20 protein-coding genes are annotated in these 23,889 nt (G+C 31.5%); 1 reads left to right on the top strand and 19 read right to left on the bottom strand.

What is annotated here, in order from left to right; genetic code table 11:
- Positions 1-27 precede the first annotated feature (27 nt).
- The 11 genes from H3T54_RS07145 to rplM all read right to left on the bottom strand — a co-directional run bounded on the left by H3T54_RS07145 (position 28) and on the right by rplM (position 16,242).
- Positions 28-2,196 (bottom strand): extracellular solute-binding protein, encoded by a 2,169-nt coding sequence (locus H3T54_RS07145; protein ID WP_198221736.1) that lies wholly within the window; start codon positions 2,194-2,196, stop codon positions 28-30.
- Between the two features lie 86 nt (positions 2,197-2,282).
- A complete protein-coding gene (gene glnE, locus H3T54_RS07150; protein ID WP_198221738.1) occupies positions 2,283-5,126 on the bottom strand; it encodes a bifunctional [glutamate--ammonia ligase]-adenylyl-L-tyrosine phosphorylase/[glutamate--ammonia-ligase] adenylyltransferase in 2,844 nt (947 codons plus the stop codon).
- A gap of 309 nt (positions 5,127-5,435) precedes the next feature.
- Positions 5,436-7,922: an autotransporter outer membrane beta-barrel domain-containing protein gene (locus tag H3T54_RS12080; RefSeq protein ID WP_198221740.1), complete on the bottom strand. Its 2,487-nt coding sequence runs from the start codon at positions 7,920-7,922 to the stop codon at positions 5,436-5,438.
- Between the two features lie 299 nt (positions 7,923-8,221).
- The gene (locus H3T54_RS07160; protein WP_198221742.1) at positions 8,222-9,199 is read right to left on the bottom strand and encodes a hypothetical protein; all 978 of its coding nucleotides are present in this window, start codon (positions 9,197-9,199) and stop codon (positions 8,222-8,224) included.
- 8 nt (positions 9,200-9,207) lie between these two features.
- On the bottom strand, positions 9,208-10,158 hold the full coding sequence (locus H3T54_RS07165) for an inorganic triphosphatase (protein ID WP_198221744.1): 951 nt from the start codon (positions 10,156-10,158) through the stop codon (positions 9,208-9,210).
- A 67-nt stretch (positions 10,159-10,225) separates the two neighbouring features.
- Entirely contained in the window at positions 10,226-11,956 is a 1,731-nt protein-coding gene (locus tag H3T54_RS07170) for an ABC transporter ATP-binding protein (protein WP_198221746.1), read from the bottom strand.
- Entirely contained in the window at positions 11,949-13,814 is a 1,866-nt protein-coding gene (locus H3T54_RS07175) for an ABC transporter ATP-binding protein (RefSeq protein ID WP_198221748.1), read from the bottom strand. The genes H3T54_RS07170 and H3T54_RS07175 overlap by 8 nt, the downstream gene beginning before the upstream one ends.
- 195 nt (positions 13,815-14,009) lie before the next feature.
- Entirely contained in the window at positions 14,010-14,420 is a 411-nt protein-coding gene (locus H3T54_RS07180) for a ClpXP protease specificity-enhancing factor (protein WP_198221750.1), read from the bottom strand.
- Between the two features lie 51 nt (positions 14,421-14,471).
- On the bottom strand, positions 14,472-15,104 hold the full coding sequence (gene sspA / locus H3T54_RS07185) for a stringent starvation protein SspA (protein WP_086359756.1): 633 nt from the start codon (positions 15,102-15,104) through the stop codon (positions 14,472-14,474).
- A 305-nt stretch (positions 15,105-15,409) separates the two neighbouring features.
- Entirely contained in the window at positions 15,410-15,802 is a 393-nt protein-coding gene (gene rpsI, locus H3T54_RS07190) for a 30S ribosomal protein S9 (protein WP_034901366.1), read from the bottom strand.
- 11 nt (positions 15,803-15,813) lie between these two features.
- Positions 15,814-16,242: a 50S ribosomal protein L13 gene (gene rplM / locus H3T54_RS07195; RefSeq protein WP_034901369.1), complete on the bottom strand. Its 429-nt coding sequence runs from the start codon at positions 16,240-16,242 to the stop codon at positions 15,814-15,816.
- A 275-nt stretch (positions 16,243-16,517) separates the two neighbouring features.
- Here rplM and H3T54_RS07200 point away from each other — a divergent pair, with 275 nt between their 5' ends.
- Positions 16,518-17,138: a YrbL family protein gene (locus H3T54_RS07200; protein ID WP_198221753.1), complete on the top strand. Its 621-nt coding sequence runs from the start codon at positions 16,518-16,520 to the stop codon at positions 17,136-17,138.
- On the opposite strand, the gene pmrB is transcribed toward H3T54_RS07200, so the two are convergent.
- The 8 genes from pmrB to H3T54_RS07240 all read right to left on the bottom strand — a co-directional run bounded on the left by pmrB (position 17,110) and on the right by H3T54_RS07240 (position 23,882).
- Positions 17,110-18,207 carry a two-component system sensor histidine kinase PmrB gene (gene pmrB, locus H3T54_RS07205; RefSeq protein ID WP_198221755.1) on the bottom strand — a complete coding sequence of 366 codons (1,098 nt, stop codon included), beginning with the start codon at positions 18,205-18,207 and terminating at the stop codon, positions 17,110-17,112. The two genes, H3T54_RS07200 and pmrB, sit on opposite strands and share 29 nt — an antisense overlap.
- A gap of 32 nt (positions 18,208-18,239) precedes the next feature.
- Positions 18,240-18,902, bottom strand: coding sequence for a two-component system response regulator PmrA (gene pmrA, locus H3T54_RS07210; RefSeq protein WP_110448208.1), 663 nt, complete (start codon positions 18,900-18,902; stop codon positions 18,240-18,242).
- Between the two features lie 89 nt (positions 18,903-18,991).
- Entirely contained in the window at positions 18,992-19,528 is a 537-nt protein-coding gene (locus H3T54_RS12085; RefSeq protein WP_370527353.1) for a phosphatase PAP2 family protein, read from the bottom strand.
- Between the two features lie 122 nt (positions 19,529-19,650).
- Positions 19,651-20,337 (bottom strand): amino acid ABC transporter permease, encoded by a 687-nt coding sequence (locus tag H3T54_RS07220; RefSeq protein ID WP_086364485.1) that lies wholly within the window; start codon positions 20,335-20,337, stop codon positions 19,651-19,653.
- 6 nt (positions 20,338-20,343) lie between these two features.
- Positions 20,344-21,069 (bottom strand): amino acid ABC transporter permease, encoded by a 726-nt coding sequence (locus H3T54_RS07225; protein WP_110448210.1) that lies wholly within the window; start codon positions 21,067-21,069, stop codon positions 20,344-20,346.
- 5 nt (positions 21,070-21,074) lie between these two features.
- Positions 21,075-21,902 carry an ABC transporter substrate-binding protein gene (locus H3T54_RS07230; protein WP_198221759.1) on the bottom strand — a complete coding sequence of 276 codons (828 nt, stop codon included), beginning with the start codon at positions 21,900-21,902 and terminating at the stop codon, positions 21,075-21,077.
- Positions 21,903-22,157: 255 nt separating this feature from the next.
- The gene (locus tag H3T54_RS07235) at positions 22,158-22,622 is read right to left on the bottom strand and encodes a YhcH/YjgK/YiaL family protein (RefSeq protein ID WP_110448212.1); all 465 of its coding nucleotides are present in this window, start codon (positions 22,620-22,622) and stop codon (positions 22,158-22,160) included.
- A gap of 75 nt (positions 22,623-22,697) precedes the next feature.
- Positions 22,698-23,882, bottom strand: coding sequence for an exo-alpha-sialidase (locus H3T54_RS07240; protein ID WP_198221761.1), 1,185 nt, complete (start codon positions 23,880-23,882; stop codon positions 22,698-22,700).
- Between the last annotated feature and the right edge of the window lie 7 nt (positions 23,883-23,889).

Here is a 23,889-nt window from a genome sequence, read left to right on the forward strand (position 1 = left end):
AAAAGTTACGTAAACTATGGCTAATAATTATTTATTAGCCATAGTTTTTTCTATCTCAACATTAATCAACTCTATGATTTGCATTGAACTATATTGATTAGTTATCCACTGTGTTAAATATTTGCCAATAATGTTTTCAATCAATCTTAAATTAATCGCATTACCAGTCATACTATTTTCCCGAATACCATTAGTGTATTGTTGTTGTACCACAGGTAACCATGGATAACTCTTAATAATTCTATGATTTTGAAAAATAGATTTTTGTGCCGTGGCGCCACCAAGTAATGCTATTTGTTCACTGATTTCATTAGAATAAAGCCAATCAAAAAAGATTTTAACTTGTTTATCTTTTTGACTATATTTCGACATACCAAGTGATCCACCACCAAATAAAGATTTTCGACCAGGTACTTTTGCATATCCAACTAAAGGTAAAATATTACGATGATTGATATAACTAAATAAATTCATATAAACAATTAACATTGCAAGTTGGCCTTGTTCAAATAAATTTACTGATTCTTGCCACCAAGGTGATTGTATATTTCTTGCTACCTTTATAAATGATTGCAACTGATTTAAAGTATTAAGAGCAATAGTCTTGTTTAAGCCTAATTTATTGCCATTAATTAATTTACCACCTTGAGCATAATAACGAACTAAAAACTCTGATGCAATGAGTTCATAATTGCCTAAAGTAATGCAACTGCCAAATTCTACTTGTGATTCAGGATTGTGTTGTCGACTAAAAAATTGTGCAATTTGATCAAATTCAGTAAAATTTTTAGGAACATTTAGTTGTTGTCGATACCTTTCAAAATAAGCTCGTTTACTTAATGGGTCATTAAATAAATCTTTACGATAAAAAAGCATCTGTACACTTGGGTCAAAAGGAATCGCATAAGCAATATTATTTACATAACTAAAGCGTTCGATGAGTTCTAGTGGGTATTTTGCCAATAAATGATCGAAGTCGATTGCTAATTTTGATAAAGGTTTAAATACTGACGGTGCAAACCAAGGTAATCCAGCCATATCTATTCGAATAATATCGATCTCTTGATGCTGATTAAGTTGATTCAAAATATGATAAATTTCGTCGAAGGGCTTAATAATTAAATTAACATTAATACCATACATTTTCTTAAAATGAGGGAGTAATTTTTTGACCGCTTGTGTTGATGGACTTGGTAAGATTAGAAAATTAATGGTTTCATTATGTTTAGTTTTATTTGCTGAATTTGAATCAGGTAATAATGAAAAGCCTTTATTATCGATATTGGTTACAGTTTCTCCCTCTACCAATTTCATAATTTGTTCACTTAATATGCCATAGTTCATATGGTATTGATAGATATTGTCTTCATAATAAAAACTATTGTTCGTTAAAGTATAAATTGGTGGGCAGTCTTGTTGACTACCAAAATAATTCGCATTACGGACGAAATGAGCCCGCTCCATATCCATGCTAATAATGGCATCATACTTAATCTGCTCATCGGCAAAAAAACTAAATGCTAAATTATAAGTACCGTTAGATGGCTTGGAAGCTATATTATTCAATAGGACTGAATAATTATGTTTTTTAAACTGGCTTTGTAAACCTTTTTTAAAGGATTGAGAATGAGTATGATGTTCTGAATTACTAAATAATCCAATTCGATGATACGATTCGTTGATCAACTCATTAGCAATGTCTTGCCCAGCTTTCTCATAATCTAGTGAAATAAATTGTAATGCAGATAAAGGCTTTCTATAAACAAAAATTATTTTCTCTTTTGGCAACTTAATTTTTTGATAATATTCACTAGCGTCAGATAATGAGCTAACAACTATAACAGCATAATCTCGTTTAACAGCCACCTTTTGAATTAATTGTAACTCAAGATCTTTTGAATCATAGGTTAGATAAAGTGACAACTCATAACCAAGCCGATTAGCTTGATTAAACAAACCATCATATAAATTACTATATTGTTCAGACGTAATATTGGGTAGTATCACCGAAATAGATTTAGTTGTACCTTCTTTTAAATTTTTAGCAGATAAATTAATTTGATAACCTAACCGTTGAATGGCTTGTTCAACCAATTTAATTTTTTTTACACTAACATTACCTCGATCATTAAGTACGTTTGAAACAGTTCCATGAGATACGCCGGCAAGTTTTGCAATATCTTTGATTGTCGCCATTAAGTTATAAACTCCATTAAATTTATTCAGCAATCAAATCTAACTCATTAATTAATATTAAAAATATTTTAGTGATTGGCTAAATACTATTTAAGCCATTTTAGCCAACTTTGATTTACAATCTTTTTTTCTAATTTGAAGTATGAATCATCAACTGTACTTGGTAAAAGTTGTAATGATAATTGATGGATTTCATTGCGCATATCAATATAAGCTCTAGTTAACTGTTCAGCTTCTTGGCTATCCATAATTTGATAATTTGCCGCTAATTCTAAAATCCTTACATTATCACTCCATGTTGTCATTTTAGGATATTGATGAGCATAGTTAAGTACTAGATATTGGGATAAGAATTCAATATCACCAATACCACCTTCATCAATTTTCAAATTAAATCGATGTTGCTCTGTTGTACCTAGATGGGTCCGCATCTTTTCGCGCATCTCTCTAACTTCGGTTTTTAATACCTTTTCTTCACGAGGTTTACATAAAACATCATGCCTAATTTGGTTGAAGCGTTTAATCAGTTCTATCTCACCATATACAGCTCTAGCTCGGACTAATGCTTGGTGTTCCCATGTCCAAGCTTCATGCATTTGATAGTCATAAAAAGCATTTAAACTACAAGCTAATAAACCTGCATCACCTTGTGGACGTAAACGAACATCAACTTCATAAAGAATTCCAAAGCTGGTGCGAACATTGAAGAGATGAATGATCCTTTGTACTAATCGTAAATAAAATTGGCGACTATCAATTTGTTTATCACCATTAGTCATGCTATCTACAGGGCAATCATGAAGGAATACCAGATCTAAATCTGAACCATAACCCAATTCCCAACCACCTAATTTGCCATAAGCGATAATAACCAATCCTTTTTGATTGTCAGTTAAATGAGTAGGTTTACCATAACGTGCGACCATTTGATTCCATGCTATTTGTACAACAAAATCAATTAGTGATTCTGCAACATAGGTCAAATGATCGCTTACCTTCATAGTATTTAATACCTGTTCAACATCGGCAGCGGCTATATGCAATAATTGCATTTGCTTAAATTGTCTCAGTGCTTCAAGTTGTTGTTCTTCATCATCAACCTCAATACGAAGTAAGTATTGATAAAGTTCACTCTTATATTCATTTGGTGAAACAGTTTGATAAAGGGAGTTAATATCTATTAGTTCATCTAACAAAATTGGATAATGAGCTAATTGCTCACTAATCATTGGCGAGGCACTACATAAACGAATTAACTGCTTCAATGCTGTTGGATATTCAAGGAGTAATTCTAAATAAGTTGTTCGGCTAACAATATTAACTAATAAATGTAAGATTCGTGATAATAGTACTAATGTGTTTTTATCAGTACAAACCAACTCCAATAATCGTGGCATCAATTGGTCAAGTATTTCACGACCTCGTACTCCAATTGTTCGTTTACCAATATCATCACGAAACTGACAAAGCATTTGATATAATTTTTCAGCATCATCATGTGAGTAAGAAGTCAGTACTGAGGTAACATCACTTAATTGCAAATCTGGCACCCAAAGATCATCAAATTGTTCATTGTATTGCTTAGAATTAGATACTGATTCAGATGTATCTTCACCGATAAGTTGATTAAATACTTGTCGATTAAATTGCATTCTTTTAGCAAGATCAAATTCAAATTCATACCAATCATTAAAGTTCATACTAGTGGCAATACGAATTCGATCCAGCTCATCGTCTGGCAATGCTTGTGTTTGCTCATCATGTATAGCTTGAAGTAAATTCTCACAACGACGTAAAAACAAATAATTTTCTCGCAAAATGTCTACTTCATTCACGCTAAGTAACGATTCTTGTTCTATTACTTGTAAGGCGGTTAATAAAGAGCGAGTTTGTAGGCCCACGACGCGCCCACCACGTATAAGTTGAAAAACTTGTACAATAAATTCAATTTCACGAATACCACCAGCACCAAGTTTGATATTGTTAGTCAAGCCTCGACGCCGAACTTCACGCTCTATCATGCTTTTCATATTTCGTAATGACTGCAATACACTGAAATCAATATAACGGCGGTAAACAAATGGTTTTAACATTTGGTAAAGCTCTTTGGTGTAGGGTTCTTGCTGATCACCAAGTATTTTTGCTTTTACCATAGCATAACGTTCCCAGTCTCTTCCCTGCTCTTGATAATAATCTTCCATAGCAGAAAAACTTAAAACCAACGGACCGCCATCACCAAGCGGACGTAAACGCATATCAACGCGGTAGACAAAACCATCTTCAGTAATTTGGTCTAGTGTTTTAATTAATCGTTGCCCTAAACGAGTAAAAAACACAGCATTATCTAATTCTCGTCTCCCACCTTGAGTTTGTCCATGTTCAGGGTAGGTAAAGATAAGATCAATATCTGATGAAAAATTCAGTTCACCACCACCTAATTTTCCCATGCCTAAAATAAGTAAAGGTTGTGCTTGCCCTTGTAAATTACATGGAGTCCCCCATTCTTTACAACTAAGCTCATAAAGCCAATCACGTGCGGTGATAATAATCACTTCAGCTAGCTGCGTAAGTTGTAATAAAATTTGCTCATCATTACTTGTTTGGGTTAATTGTGACCATTCAAGCCTTACCAGAATATAGCGCCTAAATAATCTTAATACTTTCATTAGCGCTAATTCATCAAATACTGATGCTAGTCTTTCATTTAACCATTGTTGATAGAAACATCTTTCATCAGCTTGAGGGGGATGAGTAATAATATCTGTCAGCCACTCGGGAAATCGATAAAAAGCATCAATCAGAAAATCACTTTGTAGCAAAATATTAAGGTTATCAAGTACTTCTTTTGAATCACATTGTGACAATTGAGATATAATCTTTTCTTTTTGCTGAGCAATTAATGGTGAAACTAACGAGCTTGGCTGGGACATAATAAGCACTCACTTAAAATATTTTATATATTGATAAAATCACCTAATTAAATATTATAAATGACTTTTTACATACCGATATCTTTTTATTGAACTATATTGTAAAAAATCATCTCAATTGTTTTTATGCAATGAGTTAATTAGTTAATAAGCATGGTTAATATGAATAGGGTACAATCAATTTAGAGTAATAATATTTATTCTAAAAAAATAATTTAACCAATTAATTAAAATAAAAAAAGTGACTGTATTTGCAAGTCACTTTATATTAGTAAATAATTTTTGTGTTAACAAATAAACAACAATTCATTATGAGAAGCTATATCGGTACCCCATGTTAACTTGTTTTTGATCAAATTTATTGCCCAGAGAATAAACCACATCAGCATAAATATTATGATGATTATTAAATTGCATATTAACACCAATCCCGTTATCCCACCAATTGCCAGCAAAATCATATTTTTCTTTTGCTATATGGTTAAATACATAAGATGTTTGGCCAGCAAACTCTTTCACATAGCCTGTTTTTAGATATACATCAATAATGTTATTATCTTGTGAAAAGTTGTTACCTATGATAATGCTTGCTCGACTAAGTAATGAATTGTAACTGTTTAATTCGGTTCTTAAACCATTAGTTGCTTTAATTACCGTGCTACCCTGACGGGAATAGGTTAGTTGTGTTTGTGGTTCAATATACCAACCTTGATTTGAATTCAATGCAGGGGAAAGGTAGAATCGTTGCCCAACTTCTATTCCTATTGAAAGACCATTAGTATTACCATTACCTTTTACTAAATATCCACCTCCAGTAGTTGTATTAAATTTATTCTTCATTATCATATATTTGGCTAAAGCATCGATATACAATCCAGATTGATCTAAAATGGTACCATAGATTGCTGCATAGTAGCCTGTTGTGTTTCCATCACCTACATGATGATCGATATTTCCTCGACTATAACCGCCCATAAATCCATAATATACATCCTGCCTGTTATCTTCTATTCTTCTATCTATACCGAGCTGTAAACCATAATAATTCATAGCAAAATCAGACAAACGATTATCATTAAACGAGCTTAATTTACCACTATAAATATGCCCCCAAGCATCTCCAGCAACTGTTTCATTTCTGCGAAGTTTTCCCATTCGTTGATGTAAAGTTTGCATTTCTATGTAACTAAGCAAATAATTTGAATTAAGAATATTAGCTGCATTTTGAGCAGTATTTGTTAAATGAGGCTTACTTGGTTTTATAGGATTAGCTGATTCCGAATTTTTTGCTGACAATACCCAATCTTCTGAGCCATTATTACGTTCGTTAGTAACTTTAGTTAATTTATTAAATTGATACGGACCAATATCAATTGATGGGGAAATTAAGTTAAAGTTAGCGCCACCACCTTCAGTTTCAACTAAAGTAATTTTTTCATTACCATTAACCATCGCGGAACCAGTATAATCATCTTTAATTGAAATATTATGCTTCCCTGTCGCTTGCAAAGATCCGGTAATTTTAATTAAATCATTAGCAAAATTATTGCCTAATGATGTCCGTAATTCAAATAATCCATTGCCAGATAATGAGTTTGCAGTTAAAAGCATGCTATTTGTACCGTTAAGATTATTGATCCTATTTGCTGTTTCATAATCGTAACCAAAACTAATTTTAGCATTATTATTTAATATTAAAGAATCAATATATGAACTATCTGTCATTCGCCATTGGCTTTGACTACCTGTCATTGTAACGTTGATATTACCTTTTTCTTCGACAGTATTATTATGAGCATTATTGATTGCAGTTAATAAAAGCGAACCATCAGTTAAATCAAGATCGATTTGCCCTTTATCTTTAGCATAAATATCCCCTTTTATATATGATTTTCCTTGAACAGTTACTTGACCTGTATTCGCATATATGGCTTTATGGCTGTTATGATTAACCGAGACAATGTTATTAGTATTTGTACCACTATTGATAGATATTTTACCGGCACTTTGTTTCATTTCAATCGCGTTTCCATTGGCGGTTATTACATCTAATCCATTATTAAAATTAATAACACTGTCAGCATTAGGATTAGCACCAGCTTGTTGTAGTGCTGCAACTCCAACGGAGTAATCCCCATTCATATTAATCGTTACTTTATCATTAAAATTTAAATTTATACCAATAGCATTAGGGTTATTGTTGAGTAGAGATAAAATACCATAACTACTATTTCCTATGGACTGAATAACTACTTCGCCATCAAAGTTCCCTTCAGTTTTAATTGTGTCTGAACCATTGTAGGCTCGAATTCCAATAAAACTGTGATTTGATACACCGGTACCATTTATTATTACTTTTTTTGCAAAATTGCCTTTACCGCCACTGGCCAAATATATTCCAGTTCCATCTTGAACTTTTAAGCGAATATCACTTAAAACATCAACTTTTCCACCAGAATGAGCATGAATATTAAATGCGCTATTATAGTTACCCGTTCCATTCGTTTGGATAACAAACTCATCCAATCCAGTATCAATAGTTATTGTTTTGCCAGCAACTTGCGACTTAATAGCCGATATTTTATTTTTTGCTAAATTGATATGTGGTAGTGAACTATTAGTTAAATTTTGAATAACAATATCATCAGTTGTAACTACAATACCTTTGTCAGTGTATTCCCCAATATTATCAGCATCAATGATGGTTAAGGCATTTGAAAAATGAGATGTGACTAGACAAGACCCAAAAGTTAATTTGACCAACAGGTTAATTTTATCTGAATTGCATTTAAGCACAAAAACTCCATATTTATTATAATTTCTATTCATTAGATTATTAAACTCAATGTGCACAATAAAAAACTAATTAATTGTTATACTTGAATTTTAAGATAATGATAAAATAACAAAAATAGATTATGAATGTCTATGCTAATTGCTTGATTATATGAGTGAATAGCGTTTTTTTGTACTAAAACGAAAAAAATGGCGAATCTTAATGAAATATAACCTAAATTTTGGTTATTTATCATCAGATTGATATAGGTTTACTTTGAGAGGGAAAAAGCCAAACAAATTTATTCTATTATAGAATCTTAATTTTCCTTTTTTGAATCAAAAAAAAGTTTTGCCATAGTTCTAACCATTAGGCTACTTACAATAAATAACATCACTATTATTACCCAACAACAGGTAATCAATGTTGGAGTATTAGGTAAACTATAATATATTTGTAAAAATTCAAACATTCTGATACAAATAAAAATAATAAATACAAGCAATATACAGTTTAAGATAAAGGTACTTAGCGAACTAATAATTAGCCTTGTTAGGTTTAAACTTTCTGTTACCCCTTTAAAGCATCTTCTTAACAAAAAATAACCCAGCAAATTAGTAATTAATAAAAATATAATCAAAATACCTAATTCTATAATAATGCTATATGAACTGTAATCAATATATCTATCAAGCACAAAAAATGAAATAAATAAAGTGATAAAGTAACAATTATAAAGTGAAATAAATACGCCAAGATGTAACTTTTGACTTTCAATTTGCGTTAATCCACTATCATTATGTATATATTTGTAATTAAGAAATTTAACACTAAAAAAAGTTAAAATTGTTATGAAAAGATAACTCATCACTACTTTTGTACAGTTAAATATGTCGATTATAGAAATAAAATATATATCTATACCTGCATATTGCTGATCAATAAACATCCACTTATTAATATAAGTCCGATAAAACCATCTTCCTACTATTTCACTCAAGACAATTAATATGGCTATAATGAAAGTATTAACAATATTTTTTCGATTGATTATATTAATAGAATATTTATTCAATAAAACGATGGCAATAATAAAAAGTATAATTGAATTCGGTAATTGTAAATAGAAGTTAACTGAAAGTCGTTGAATAATTTCTTTACTTATCTGAAAAAATGTCAAATCAGATGCAGTAAAATAATTATTAATTACAATGAAATAGGCTGTAAACAAAACAATATTTACAAGCCAATAAAATAAAACAAATAATAAAGGTAATTTGAATAACGTTTTTTTCATTTTTATAACTATTTTTTATCCGCTTTATTTATTTCAGTAATTAACATGAGTTTTACTTTTGTATTGATTTCACTATAAGCAAAATTTTCGACCGAGTCGATATATGGAATGGCTGTTTGCCAATGATGAAATTCAGGTCCTATTGACAAGTTTTGGCTAATTAGCATTTCATTTATTTGAGTTACTAGCTGTTGATAATAGGTTAAATCATTATTTTCTAACGCATATTCTTCATGCTGTTGCCAAAAATCTAACACGCTTGATAAATCATGTAGCTTTGTCACAGAAATCATAGTTGGCGTAAAAGATAAGTTGTTTAATAAACGATAACCACGAGAAGCTTTACTTTGCGAAAATAAATGTAAATGGAATCGGCTTAATTCAATAGCAAAATTAATTAAATCCAATTTATTACCCTGTTTTATTTCGATCTCAATCTCTTGAATAGGTATCAATTTTCCGTTTGAGGTAATTTGGCCTTGATCTAATGCCACTTCTATTTCACTATTCGCAAATGAAATTAACCAAGTTTGACGTTTAAAGTTAGTAGTAAACAGAGGGATTATTTCTTGTTGTAACAATTTTATATCACAATTAGCTGGTAATGCTCCTTTTGGTAACACACTCAAATCAAATTTATCATCAGGAAGCGATTCATTAAACTCAATTCGTTCGTGTAATCCTCCGACAGATTTCCCTTTTGATTTTAATGTCATTTCAAAATGCTTACCGTTAGCATCTTCGCTTATTCTAACTCGTAAACCACAACCATTGTGACGTAGAAAATAATCTTCGCTATCATAATAAGTATTAATCAAATTTAATTGATTAACTAGTGTTCTTGATCCTTGCGAAGAAAATTCTGCTTCATCACAACATACCCATTGATTTAAATAAAGTTGCAGCTCTGCTATATCAGCTTGATTAATCTGAAACTTTAATTCAATTTCATTACTCATTCGTCTGTTTTTTATCAGTTATTTTGTTATATGATATACTGATTATTTTCAGAAATATAGCCAATAATTAATTAATAGACAATGTCTGTTTTTGTAGGCTATAAAGCTTAGTAAATAAGCCATTTTTAGCCATTAATTGCTGATAATTGCCTTGTTCTACAATTGAACCTTGATCTAAGACAATAATATTATCAGCACCAACGATAGTTTTTAAGCGATGAGCAATAACAATGACAGTTCTATCTTTTACTAGATTAGCAATGGCTTCTTGAATATAAACTTCATTTTCAGGATCCAAAGAAGCGGTAGCTTCATCAAGCAAAATAATAGGTGCATTTTTTAATAATGCTCTCGCAATTGAGATACGTTGCCGTTCACCGCCAGAAAGTTTACTACCGTTTTCACCAATTAATGTATTCCAACCATCTGGTAATCGAGCTACTAGCTCATCACATCTAGCGATTTTAGCCACATGTTTTACCTCTTCATCAGTAGCATTATGCCTACCAATTCGAATATTATTCATAATAGTATCATCAAACAATACCACCTTCTGAAAAACAAAAGCCATTGAATGCATTAATGTTTCCGGATCTATTTGCTTAATATCTTGATTATCTATAGTGATTTTTCCTGAATTTACATCCCAGAAACGAGCAATCAACTGTAATAAGGTACTTTTACCACTACCAGATGGCCCAACTAGTGCTGTCATTTTTCCTTCAGGTATAGCGCAACTTACATTATTAATAACACTTGTCTGATTATAGGAAAAATTAATCTGATCAATATTGATATTATAATTAGTAAAAGTCACATCATCTCTACCTTCCATAATAGGTTCATTTTGCAGACTCTTCATTCTATCGATTGAAACCAGCATATAGAACAGTTCAGGTAATAATGTTAAAACTGAAATTAATGGACTATAAATTCGCGAACTAATAATCACAAAAGCAATAAAAGTAATTGGATCCAAACTTCCAGAAACCATTAAGGTTACCCCGAGTAAAACAACAATACCTAAACCCACTTGTAATGTCATAGTAGACAAAGTAACAATAATTCCACCTATTCCTTCAAACTTAATCGATGCCCACATCATATTTTTCAGTGCTTTATCTAAACGATTGAATTTTTTACCACTTAATCCAAAACCTTTTATGATTTTTATACCATCAAGATATTCTTGAACCTCATCGGAAACAGCTAATTTAGCTTGAACATGTTTTTCCCCCAATTTTTGTTCGAGTCTTTTACCAGCAACAACAATAATAATAGCTATAGGCAAAGTACAAAAAATTGCTGCAGCCATCCGCCAATCATAGAATGCTAATAAACAACAAGTTATTAGACTACTAACAGAATATCCTATTAATTGCGGTATAACATGGCTAAGCATATTTTCAATAACTGCACAATCGCCCATAATATTTGCGGTAAGTTCAGAAAGATCTTTTCGATTAAAAAAGCTTAGTGGTAATTTGCGAAGTTTTTCAGCGACCGCAATTCGAGTATTGGCAGCTTGACTAAAAGCATTAGCGTAAGTCTTTTTATATTCTCTTTTATAACAGATTAAAAACAAAATCGCAGATAACACACCAAAACCTGCCATTATCCAAAGATAATAAACATTCACTGGTATTTGGTTAGTTAAAGGCTCAATTAACAACATAATTACCTGTAATAAAATTATGAAAGGCAACATTAATGTTAAATTGGACAATGTACAAGCAATAATCGCTTGATTAAGATTTTTACTTTCTATATCTGACAACATTAATATTTTTTTAAACATGTGCTACCTCATCATTATGACAAGAGTGATCTGAATGACAATTATTAGCAGAATTTGGTTGATCCATTTGCCAATCTAATGTTTGCTTGTAATATTGCCACATTTTGTAATAGGTATTTTGTTTATCAATAAGTTGCTGGTGGGTTCCTTTTTCAACAATACTTCCTTTATCTAATACCACAATTTGATCGGCATCTTTTATTGTTGATAGACGATGGGCAATCATAATAACGGTTTTACCTTCCATTAATACTTTTAAGGCAAGTTGAATTTTGTATTCATTTTCAGGATCAGCAAAAGATGTAGCTTCATCAAGAATCAGTATAGGTGAGTTTTTTAGTAATGCTCGAGCAATTGCTAATCGTTGCATTTCTCCGCCAGACAGATGCAATCCTTTAGAGCCTATTACAGACTGATAGCCATCTGGTAATTTTTCAATAAAATCATGACACTGAGCAGCTTTAGATGCAGCAATAACTTCGTCTAGATCGGCATCTGGTTTGCCTATTTTAATATTATCTAAAATTGTTTGTTTAAAAAGAAAAACATCTTGAAACACAAAACTAACTAATGACAATAAATATTCACTACTCATTTGTTTGATATCTACACCACCAATGGTTATTGCGCCTTCCTCAGGATCAAAAAAGCGCGGAATAAGTAATGAAATGGTACTTTTGCCACTACCAGAAAGCCCAACTAATGCGGTGGTTGTTCCCTGTTTGGCAGTAAAAGAGATATGATTGAGGGCATTACTTTCTAAAGAATCATTATCTTTATTCTCATTATAAGAGAATGTAACATCATTAAAACAAATATCATAATTATCAACTTCTAGGCTTGATTCCGGTTCAGCCAATGATTTTATATTGAGAACATTATCCATATTTTCAACACTTTTAACTGCTCTTTGAAAACTTTGTGATACATATAAAAGTTTGAAAAAAGGTGCCGGCAAAGCCAGTGAGAAAATTAAATAGAAAATAGATGACAAAATAAAATTGGCATAATTTTCTGTTGTACCTAATAATAAAATCATTACGGGAATAATAAAAAGATAGATATTATTTAATATGAGCAAAAACAGTGCCATATGATATTTAAAACAATCTATAAACTTAAGACAATATTGTTGATAAGCTTTGATAGATTCATAAAAGCGTTTAAAAGAAAAGAAAGTTTGATTAAAAGCTTTAACCACTGTTATACCACGAATATATTCAACTGAAGCATTACTCATATCAATTAATCGGGTTTGAAACTCTTGCATATTGTTTTTAATTTCTTTACGACGATAACCACTTTTTAAAACAATATAAGCTAAGATGATTGGTACCAATGTTGCCAAGCCTAAACGCCAATCGAAAATGGCTAAAATAATAAAAATAATAATTGGAGTAGCAAATGAACCGATCATATCAGGCAATTGGTGTGCAATAAAAATCTCTATTTTTTCAATATCATCATCAACAATTTTTCGTAATTCGCCACTTGAATGATTAGTATAAAATCCGAGAGGTAAACATGATAAATATCTAATAAAATTGTACTTTAAATGATAAAGCGTTTTAAATGCAGCAATATGCGAAAGACAAAGTGCAACAAAATTTAAAAATATTGAAGATGCCGCAGAAATAAAAGCTAACCAACCATAATTGATAATAAGTTCATTATTTAATGTAGTGTTGTTGGCTAAACTGATAATTATTTCATAAACAATGTAATATACTGAAATAAAAGGAACAAAAGCAGTAGCAACACTTAAGATTGAAAGTAAACAAGATAAAATTATTAGTACTTTATATCGAAAAGCAAGTTGCCAAAGGCGAGAAGTAGGATTGTTATTACACGTTTTCATAAAATAAACACTCCATTATGGTAATAATAATCATTATCAATTATAAAATTTAAAATAACAATTATTTTTGCCCCTACTTTGATTTATATTGGCTATTACTATTATAGATATTACAGACAAAAAAGGACTATCCTATTTATGACCATAATATTAAGATTATAAATAAGATAGTAAAATTTTTGATTATTCAAATAATTATTTGACAACTCGGAAAGGATTAGCTGGTTTTGGTTTAATATTTTCTGCAGGTTTATTCGCTCCTTCTCTAAGAGCTTTATAATATGGCTCATCCTCAAATCCCATACCAACACCATTTTCACGAGCATAAATAGCTTCAATAGCTGCCATTGGTACAACAATATGTTGAGGAACACCAGAAAACCTAGCATTAAATTCGATTTGTTCATTATTAGCTAAATATTGCCCGACCGATTGCGGGGCAATATTAAGTACTATTTGATTATCTTTTATAAACTCTTGCGGTACTAATACACCATATACAGAAGTATCAACCACAATATACGGAGTTAATTCATTATCTAAGATCCAGTCATAAAAAGCCCTAAAGATATAAGGGCGACGAGGAGTCATGTTATCAATTTCCATAACGGCTACCTTGTTTAATTGCTAATCTGTCGTTAGATAAAAAATAAACTATTACGCTCTAATTTTCTTTTCATCTTCAGTTAAAGAGCTTATAAAAGCTGGTCGTTCAAAAATTCGAGCCATATAAGCAAGATAATTTTTCTCGGCAACTTTTGGCAACTCAATACCAATCATAGGTAAACGCCAAAGCAAAGGAGCAAAATAACAATCACATAATGTAAAATCATCACTCATAAAGTAATCTTTTTCTTTAAACATTATGGAGATTGATACTAAATCATCAAGTAAATTTTTACGAGCTTGTTTAGCTGCTTCACTATCCGGATTAGCTAAAATTGTTTCGTAAGCGCTATACCATTCTTTCTTAATGCGATACATGGTTAATCGAGAATTCGCTCTTACAATTGGGTAAACAGGCATTAGCGGTGGATGAGGAAAACGTTCATCCAAATATTCTAATGCAATATGAGGTTCATATAAGGTAAGGTCACGATCAATTAGTGTTGGAATTGAACCGTAGGGATTTAAATCCAATAATTCTTGAGGTAGATTATCTGCTGTAACAAACTCGATTTCAGCTGTTACCCCTTTTTCTGCCAACACAAAACGAATCTGATGGCCATAAATATCTGTTGTATCACAAAATAATGTCATTACAGAACGTTTATTAACAGCAACAACCATGGTCACTCCAAATATGCAAAAAGTTAAAATAAGTTTATATTAATAACTATTCTAACAAATTGGATAACAAATTTGTTAAAAAAAATGAATTTTCTTTTTGTTTTTTTCTCAGATTTGTACTCTTTTCATCTTATAAACAGATTATATTTTTTGAGGAGAATAAAAGATTTATAATATATTATATTGAATAATAATAAGATATTTTTGATTTGGGTGATTATTATCTATAATTTATATCGTAATAAATAAAACTGAAAAAAAACCCAGCTTGTGCTGGGTTTTGAAACAAATTTGTAACGTAGCAATTAACGTTTACTGAATTGTGGACGACGACGAGCTTTGCGTAGACCCACTTTTTTACGTTCAACTTGACGTGCATCACGAGTAACAAAGCCCGCTTGACGTAATGAAGAGCGTAAAGTTTCATCATATTCCATTAATGCACGAGTAATACCGTGGCGAATCGCACCAGCTTGACCTGAAATACCACCACCTTTAACTGTGATGTAAAGATCAAGTTTGTCAGTCATTTCAACTAACTCAAGTGGTTGCATAACAACCATACGAGCTGTATCACGACCGAAATATTGCTCTAATGAACGTTTATTAATAACGATATTTCCACTACCTGGTTTGATAAACACTCGAGCAGCGGAACTTTTGCGGCGACCTGTACCGTAATATTGATTATCAGCCATCTTCTATCCCCTTAAATATCTAATACTTGCGGTTGTTGTGCCGCATGATTGTGCTCACTACCAGCATAAACTTTTAGTTTACGGTACATTGCACGACCAAGAGGACCTTTCGGTAACATGCCTTTTACAGCAATTTCGATGACTTGTTCAGGATGACGTTCAATCATTTCTTTAAAAGTCGCTTCTTTAAGTCCACCGATGTAACCAGTATGACGATAATAGATCTTATCAGTGCGTTTTTTGCCTGTTACAGCAACTTTTTCTGCATTGATAACGATAATATAGTCACCTGTATCAACATGTGGTGTATATTCTGCTTTGTGTTTACCACGCAAACGGCTTGCGATTTCAGTAGCTAAACGACCTAACGTTTTACCTGCTGCATCAACAACATACCAGTCGCGTTTAACTGTTTCTGGTTTAGCTGAAAAAGTACTCATTCGTATTTATCCAAATTTTAATTAATCTCACGTTAATAAATCATTTGATTTATTTACACTATTTGATTGCTACTATTAACTAACTAACCCCTTCGAGTTGCTATACTAATTTTGACAATCGAGAACAGCGTTGGAAAGAACACTGTTGTAACGTGGGTGGCAATATTATACAGAAATATTATAAAAGCGCTAGAACTTATAATAAAAAAACCATAGCGATAAAAAACACTAACTGCTACACTTTCAGTTAACCTTTAATTACACGATATCAATTGATGAAAAATTTAATTCAACTTACCGAAAAAGATTATATAAGCAAAGGATTACATAGAAAATGCTATCATCATCCAGATGATCCGAATAAATGTATCAAAATAAATTATAATGATGGCGCCGAAGAAGAAACAAATCGTGAAATTGCTTATTATAAACATCTCATAAAACGCAAAATATCGTGGGATGTTTTGGCAAATTATTATGGCCCAGTAACAACAAATTTTGGACAAGGACATGTTTTTGAATTAATTCGGGACTATGATGGGAAAATTGCTACACCGTTAGAAAAATATCTCTATGACGAACAATTAACTCAACAATATTATAGTGCGTTAGTTGTATCACTTAAAGCACTAAAAACAGCGTTATTAAAAGATCGAATTATTACCATGACAATCAAAAGTAAAAATATTTTATTTCAGCATTTGTCATCTGAAAAAAATCGCTTAATCATTATTGATAATATAGGTAATTCGACCTTTATTCCGATTGCTAATTATGTCGGATTTTTTGCCAAAGCAAAAATAGAACGCACTTGGCAACGTTTTTTATCATCACTTATTAAAGAAAATCAACATAACAGTTTAATAACTAAGTTAATTGATGAAGTGAATCATTAAGTCTAACTTCGGCAATGGTACCTATTTGACGGTCCTGCCGATTTCTTAATGTAAATTGCCCATGATGCAATTTAGTGATGCGATTAACAATACTTAGGCCAAGCCCTATTCCATTATGTTTACGATCCATTCGGAAAAAGGCTTGCGTTAAATTTTCAGTCTTTGATTCATCAATACCACAGCCCTCATCTTTAACCGCAATAATAATATCTTGAATGTCTTGATAAAAACATATCGTAATTTTACTTTTATTTGGACTATATCGATAACTGTTTTCAACCAGATTGCGAATCAGTAAACGAATCAGAGTTGCATCGCCACTAAAAGTAATCTTATTAGTAATTTGCCATTCAATCGTTTGTTGTTTTTGTTCTGTTAGTTCGGTTAATTCATCAAAAAGTGGTATTTGAATATCATCATAAAAATTAATTTTTTGATACTGACCTAACGTAAATTTTTGACTAGCCCTAGCGAGCATCAAAAGTTGCTCTACCGTATTGACTAAACGATCTATACGTTCAATTAGTTCACGACAATCGATTTTATTTTTCGCTTCAAGTAATTCTAAATGCAGACGAATACCTGCCAATGGTGTTCGCATTTCATGTGCAACATCAGCAGTAAAAAGACGTTCTTGTGAAAGAGTATTATTGAGTCTCTCAAACAAATTATTCAATACCAGTGTAATCGATTTGATTTCACGCATATTACTAATTGGTTTTATCGGTCTAAGATTATCAGCTGTTCTTTGGTTTAGATCTTTTTCAAGAATCTCTAAAGGTTTAGTAATCCATTTAATAGCTTTATAAGCTAAAAATAAAGTTACAGCCATCATAGAAAAGGCAGAACAGAACAGAGCAAAAATAGCCTCTAACTCCTCGTGCTCAACTACTTCGTCAATTTTATTTTTACTTAATGTTAAATTAACTAGAACATCAATTTGCTCTTTACTTTCATGCCATAACCAAAATACCGTAATAATTTGGCAAATTAACATAATAGCGCCTAAAGTAAAAAAAAGATTCCAGCGAATACTATGACGTATCTTGGTCAAGGATTTTTCAATCATAAGTTTATCATTCACTAAATTTAGAATAATAGCTAATTATCAATATTGAGTTGATAACCATATCCACGTACAGTTTTGATTAAATGTTTACCTAATTTATTTCGTAGCGCATGAATATAAACTTCAAGCACATTTGAACTAGGATCACTTTGCCAATCATATAAATCATTTTGCAATAAATTACGATGTACTTTTTCTCCAGCTTTTAACATTAATCTAGACAATAAAATAAACTCTTTAGGTGTTAATATAACTTCTTGTTCATTTAATGTCGCTGTTTGTCTTTTAATATCAATGCTAATCGGGCCATAATTAATAATATTATCAGCTGTTCCTTGATTTCGACGAATCAATGCCCTCACTCTTGCTAGTAATTCAGTTAAAGCAAAAGGCTTAATTAAATAATCATCAGCACCAAGATCTAAACCTTCTACTCTATCTTCAATAGTATCGCGGGCAGTTAAAATAAGGACAGGAATATCAATTTGTTTTTTACGCCAACGAGTGAGTAATTCTAAACCATCACAATCTGGCAATCCCAAATCAAGAATAATTAAACTGAATTGCGAAAACTCTATATGTTCTTCCGCTTGCTTACCATTAGATGCCACTTCACAAACATAACCATCAGATGTTATACCATCGTATAACCCTTTTTGTAATAAACTATCGTCTTCGACTATAAGTATTTTCATTATAGTTCAACCTTAATTAGATTTGAAAAATAGCCTAGCTAGCATAGTTAACTAGTATATGCCTAACCTTAAACAACTTAAATTTTTATTCATTTATAAATTTTGTAATATAGAAACCAAAATTTTTTAATTAGAAAAACTGATATAAAACTTAATAACATACCAACTAAAATATCTAGTGGCCAATGAACCCCTAAGTAGATACGGCTCCAGCAAACAAGCAAAGCAACTACAGTAGATAAATATGCAAACGATTTAAATTGCTTTTTATAATTTAAATAAATAGAAAAGCAGATAGTCCAAATAAAAACAGCATGCTGACTTGGTAACGAACTCGTTTTATCATGGGTTAAAAAATTAGTACCAACATTAAGTACAAATGGCCGTGGCGAATAAAATAGATGCCTTATAATAAAAGTAACAGTTAGCACTAATGCTAAACTTATTAAAATTTTTATCACCAATGTTCTATATAGTGGTTTGTATATACAGCATATTCCTAATAAGCCAATAGGTAGTAATATTAAGTAATTAGCACAAAACACAGCAAAAAGAATAAACAACTTCGAAGCATGTTCTTGCGCATTGATTAATAAAAAAAGATGAGAGTTCATATTAAGTAACATATCAAAACCAATACTGACAATATTTACTTATAATTTAGCAAACGAAGCTTAAAAGAACCTTAATAACCTTTTTGAGTTTTTTAGAGATGTTTTGCTCAATAATATTGAAATAAACCATCTAGCTATTTTTTGCGAGAAAATAAATGATATTTAGGTAATACTGATACTGTAAAATCAAGTGTGGCACAAATAATAAAATAAACCACAATAACAAATAAAAAAATCTCTGTAGGATAAACCATACTGCGATTATTAATTTGGGTAGCAATAAAGGTAAACTCTGCAACACCAACGATATAAGCTAGAGAGGTATCTTTAATTAATGATACCCACTGATTAACAAAGGAAGGTAACATCATTTTTAATGCTTGTGGCAAGATAATAAAAATAATGACTTGGCTTTTTGTAAAACCCAATGAAAAAGCTGCTTGCCATTGTTCTTTGCCAATAGCTACCATTCCTGCATGAACAGAATGACCAATGTATGCACCACCAATTAATGATAAAGCAAAAATCACAGTAGTGATAGCTGGCACATCAATATTTAATAAAACTGGCAATAAAAAATAAGTCCAAAATATGAGCATAATAACGGGAATCGCTCTTAAAAAACCTAATACAATAACTAAAAGTTTACGTAAAAATCCGTCACAAACCGTTAAACCGACACCCGCGAAAACACCCAAAATGGTCGAAAAAACAATAGCAGCAAAACTCATTAACAATGTTAATACTATGCCACCAGGGAAATTTCCAAAAATAAGATAATCGAGATTATGCCAAATAATTTCAAAACCCTTAAAATCCATAACGTATTAGACCTTTCCAATTTGTAAATATTTTGATTGATAAATATTGCCTAGGGTACCCACAATAACAATAGCGAAAATATATAAAAAAGTTGCTACTGCAAAATCCTGAAATGTTTTTAACGATTCGGTTTCTACTTGACGGGAAACATAAGATAGTTCTAACACACCTATTGCCATGGTTAGTGATGAGTTTTTGATAATATTCATATATTGACCGATCAAAGGAGGAAAAGCGATACGAAAACTTTGCGGTAAAATAATAAATCGCATACTCTGCCAACGAGTGAGACCTAACGCTAATGAGGCTTGTTCTTGTCCACTACTCACCCCCATAATTCCAGCCCGGAATTCTTCAGCAATAAAAGCACTGGAATAACATGTTAAACCAATTAAACCAATAATAAATTCAAAAGATGGCATTTTTAGAGTGAACAAAAACAGTTGAATTTCTGGTTCATCAAATAACCATAATTTAAACTCAATCGGTAACAAATTACCGATACCAAAATACCAGAAAAAAAGTTGTGGTAATAATGGCGAATAACGAAAAATGGCGTTATATCCAATAACAACGCCTTTGATAATTTTAATATGACTTTGCTGAGCAATAACTAACAAAAACCCTAATGTAGTAGAAAATATAATTGTTAAAAAAGAGATAGCCATAGTGACTAAAAAACCATCCCATAACCACCATAAATAACGAGGCTCTAGTAATTGCTCATACATATAATTTATTGACCTTTTCCTATTTTGAAATCGCCACGAGGCATCGCAGAATTTGTATCTGGACCAAACCAACGGTTATAAATAGTCAATGCTTCACCATCATTTTCAAGTTTTAATAATATTTGATTAACTTTTTCTTTTAACCGAGTTTCACCTTTTGGAATACCAACAGCTTGATATTCTTCAGTAATACTAAATGGTGAAATTTCAAAAACAGCACGTTGTTCTTCTGGGACATTTGCGAGTAAACCAATTAACTTAGCATCATCTTGAGTAATAGCTTGTACCACTCCATTACGTAATGCTGCAAAAGCAAAAGGAGTGTCATCGTATGAAATCACTTTAGCTGTTGGAAACTTTTCACGAAGAGTAATTTCCATTACGGTACCTTTATCAGCCCCTATACGAAGTTTCTTAAGATCATCAGCTGTTTTTAACAATCCTTTTTTAGCCACAAACTTCTGACCTGTGGCAAAATAAGGCAAACTAAAATCAACTGTTTTAGCTCGCTCATCAGTAACCGTAAAGTTGGCAACGATCAAATCCGCTTTTTGCGAGGTAAGTAATGGAATACGATTAGCTGGATTAGTTGGAACAAGTTCCACTTTTACATTTAATCCTTTAGCTATTTCATTAGCATAATCAACATCTAGCCCTGTTATTTTATTGGTTTTTTCATCAATAAATCCAAACGGAGGATTGCTATCAAATACAGCAATTTTGATCTCGCCCCGTTTTTCAATATCGTCTAAACGATCTGCATAAGCAGAGTTCACGCCTAATAGTGTGCTAATCAAAGCTACAGCTGTTAATGATTTAGTTAGAAATTTCATGACAACATCCTTAATAAGATAGGTATTTACATAAAAAGTCTAACAATAAATAGTCTTTACGATAAATAACAAATATTTACATAGATATAACTATTAGTTATATGTTAATCACTAATTGGATTAAATTTATAACAAATTGATAATAATAAAATGGCAAAGTACGTGGAATCTAATACTTGATCTTTAAGCTTACAGGAAATCAAAAGAATAAATTTACTGTAAACTTAAATTGGATTGTAACCTCGAATTAAAAAATTAAATAATTTCAACAGGTACCTTGAATACTGCTTTACGAACTTTTTTAGGCACATCAACCATACAAAGTGCTTGATGCGGTTCGCCTGGATAGAAAGTGACAAAATCACCTTCTTTTAGGAGAATGGAGTTTGTTAATAAAGGATTCTCTAAAATAAAAAGGTCTGGTTTTTTTTCAAAAAATGACTCAGAACTACAATCATTTAAACTATAACGAATAATTTCTTCACCACTTAAAATTAATTGTATATCTAAATATTTTTTGTGAAATTCAGTGTGTCTTTCTTGAATTGGTGAAGTAATTGAATCATTTATATTATAAAACCATTTTTCACCTTCAAGCTGATAACGACCATCTGCTAAACTTTTCAAATAATTCAGACTTGTTTCTGGTTGAGATAGAACATCATATAACGACTTTGGTAACGTAGCTAGATTTAAAAAATTCATATTCCCTGCAATCATCATTACTCTCCATAACATTGTTTAAAATAATATTTAACCTAATATTGCCCATCAAAATTGATGGGCTAGATAAAATTATTTCTCTGCTTTTACCCAATTTTCATCGACAACAACATATTTAATTGCCATTCGGAAATAAGTATAAGCAATATGAAGCTTGCCATCGAAACCTTGCTTGATACTTGGATAAGAAAATTCTCTATTCAATTTATCTTTAGAATTATTTGACATGCAGTAACCATCACCTTCATCCAAATTTCGAATATAAGACCACGTTTTACCATTATCTGTTGAAATAGCTAAAGACATCGGTGCTCTTGGTGCTCCCCAGAAAGCATTTTTTTGGCCATCTATGATAGCGGCTTCTTTTTTATTGGTGCTGCTGGTATCTTCAATCTCATCATATAATGAGACACGCCTTTCTTTTGCATCCTTAGCACTTGAGTTATTAAACACTAAAGCGATATGTCCATTATTTAATACGGTTGCTTGAATAGACGAATTATTATTAGGTAATATGGTAGGAATAGGTTTTGACCAGGTATACCCACCATCATTAGACCGACTTTCATAAATATTATCAGCCCAACGACTACGGAAAAGAGCATATAAACTATTATCCTGTAACATCATAATATTCATATGAACACAACCTAAACTATCAGGTATATCAACATTAAACCATGTTTCTCCTTTATCTTTTGATATCATTACACCGCTAGTATCATAGCTACCAACCCATTTTTCACCAGGTTTAGCTATACAATAAAATACAGGTAATAACCAATCTCCATTTGGCATCACTGTTATAGGTTGTCTTATAAAAATTCCTTTATCAGGATCTTCAAGAAGTGTATTTATTGGCCCCCACGTTTCGCCAAAATCTTTTGATTTACGATAACGAACGATAGCCGTATCTTGATTACCTGAAACTTGAGCTGTATACAAAAGCCACAATACATTTTCAGGATCTAAAAAAAACAATGGATTTTGTTCAGATCTAGTTGCGTCATCTGACAATTTTGTGGCTTTTGTCCAAGTATTAGAGACTTTCTTTAAACGCGAATAATAAGCTGAAATATCCGCAATACCTTCTTGTGTTCCCCCAAACCATGTACAAAGTAGATCACCATTTGGTAATGGTAATAAATTTGCAGCATGGTTTTGCACACATTCTGTTGGTAAATAAGCATCAACACGCAATGGATCAGAATTATTTGTAGTCAATTTACCCGAACAGTCCAATTTAACTTGAGTCATCAATTTA

The organism is Gilliamella sp. B14384G10 (assembly GCF_016101685.1).
Taxonomy (GTDB): domain Bacteria; phylum Pseudomonadota; class Gammaproteobacteria; order Enterobacterales; family Orbaceae; genus Gilliamella; species Gilliamella apis_A.

What these genes read in the sequence shown, in the direction of transcription:
- H3T54_RS07175 (WP_198221748.1), bottom strand. Translation starts at nt 13,814, where the DNA reads ATGAAAACGTGTAATAACAATCCTACTTCTCGCCTTTGGCAACTTGCT.
- H3T54_RS07230 (WP_198221759.1), bottom strand. Translation starts at nt 21,902, where the DNA reads ATGAAATTTCTAACTAAATCATTAACAGCTGTAGCTTTGATTAGCACA.
- H3T54_RS07225 (WP_110448210.1), bottom strand. Translation starts at nt 21,069, where the DNA reads ATGTATGAGCAATTACTAGAGCCTCGTTATTTATGGTGGTTATGGGAT.
- H3T54_RS07170 (WP_198221746.1), bottom strand. Translation starts at nt 11,956, where the DNA reads ATGTTTAAAAAAATATTAATGTTGTCAGATATAGAAAGTAAAAATCTT.
- H3T54_RS07220 (WP_086364485.1), bottom strand. Translation starts at nt 20,337, where the DNA reads ATGGATTTTAAGGGTTTTGAAATTATTTGGCATAATCTCGATTATCTT.
- H3T54_RS07200 (WP_198221753.1), top strand. Translation starts at nt 16,518, where the DNA reads ATGAAAAATTTAATTCAACTTACCGAAAAAGATTATATAAGCAAAGGA.
- H3T54_RS07240 (WP_198221761.1), bottom strand. Translation starts at nt 23,882, where the DNA reads ATGACTCAAGTTAAATTGGACTGTTCGGGTAAATTGACTACAAATAAT.
- H3T54_RS07165 (WP_198221744.1), bottom strand. Translation starts at nt 10,158, where the DNA reads ATGAGTAATGAAATTGAATTAAAGTTTCAGATTAATCAAGCTGATATA.
- pmrB (WP_198221755.1), bottom strand. Translation starts at nt 18,207, where the DNA reads ATGATTGAAAAATCCTTGACCAAGATACGTCATAGTATTCGCTGGAAT.
- sspA (WP_086359756.1), bottom strand. Translation starts at nt 15,104, where the DNA reads ATGGTTGTTGCTGTTAATAAACGTTCTGTAATGACATTATTTTGTGAT.
- H3T54_RS07145 (WP_198221736.1), bottom strand. Translation starts at nt 2,196, where the DNA reads ATGGCGACAATCAAAGATATTGCAAAACTTGCCGGCGTATCTCATGGA.
- H3T54_RS12085 (WP_370527353.1), bottom strand. Translation starts at nt 19,528, where the DNA reads ATGTTACTTAATATGAACTCTCATCTTTTTTTATTAATCAATGCGCAA.
- rpsI (WP_034901366.1), bottom strand. Translation starts at nt 15,802, where the DNA reads ATGGCTGATAATCAATATTACGGTACAGGTCGCCGCAAAAGTTCCGCT.
- pmrA (WP_110448208.1), bottom strand. Translation starts at nt 18,902, where the DNA reads ATGAAAATACTTATAGTCGAAGACGATAGTTTATTACAAAAAGGGTTA.
- H3T54_RS07235 (WP_110448212.1), bottom strand. Translation starts at nt 22,622, where the DNA reads ATGATTGCAGGGAATATGAATTTTTTAAATCTAGCTACGTTACCAAAG.
- H3T54_RS07180 (WP_198221750.1), bottom strand. Translation starts at nt 14,420, where the DNA reads ATGGAAATTGATAACATGACTCCTCGTCGCCCTTATATCTTTAGGGCT.
- rplM (WP_034901369.1), bottom strand. Translation starts at nt 16,242, where the DNA reads ATGAGTACTTTTTCAGCTAAACCAGAAACAGTTAAACGCGACTGGTAT.
- H3T54_RS07160 (WP_198221742.1), bottom strand. Translation starts at nt 9,199, where the DNA reads ATGAAAAAAACGTTATTCAAATTACCTTTATTATTTGTTTTATTTTAT.
- glnE (WP_198221738.1), bottom strand. Translation starts at nt 5,126, where the DNA reads ATGTCCCAGCCAAGCTCGTTAGTTTCACCATTAATTGCTCAGCAAAAA.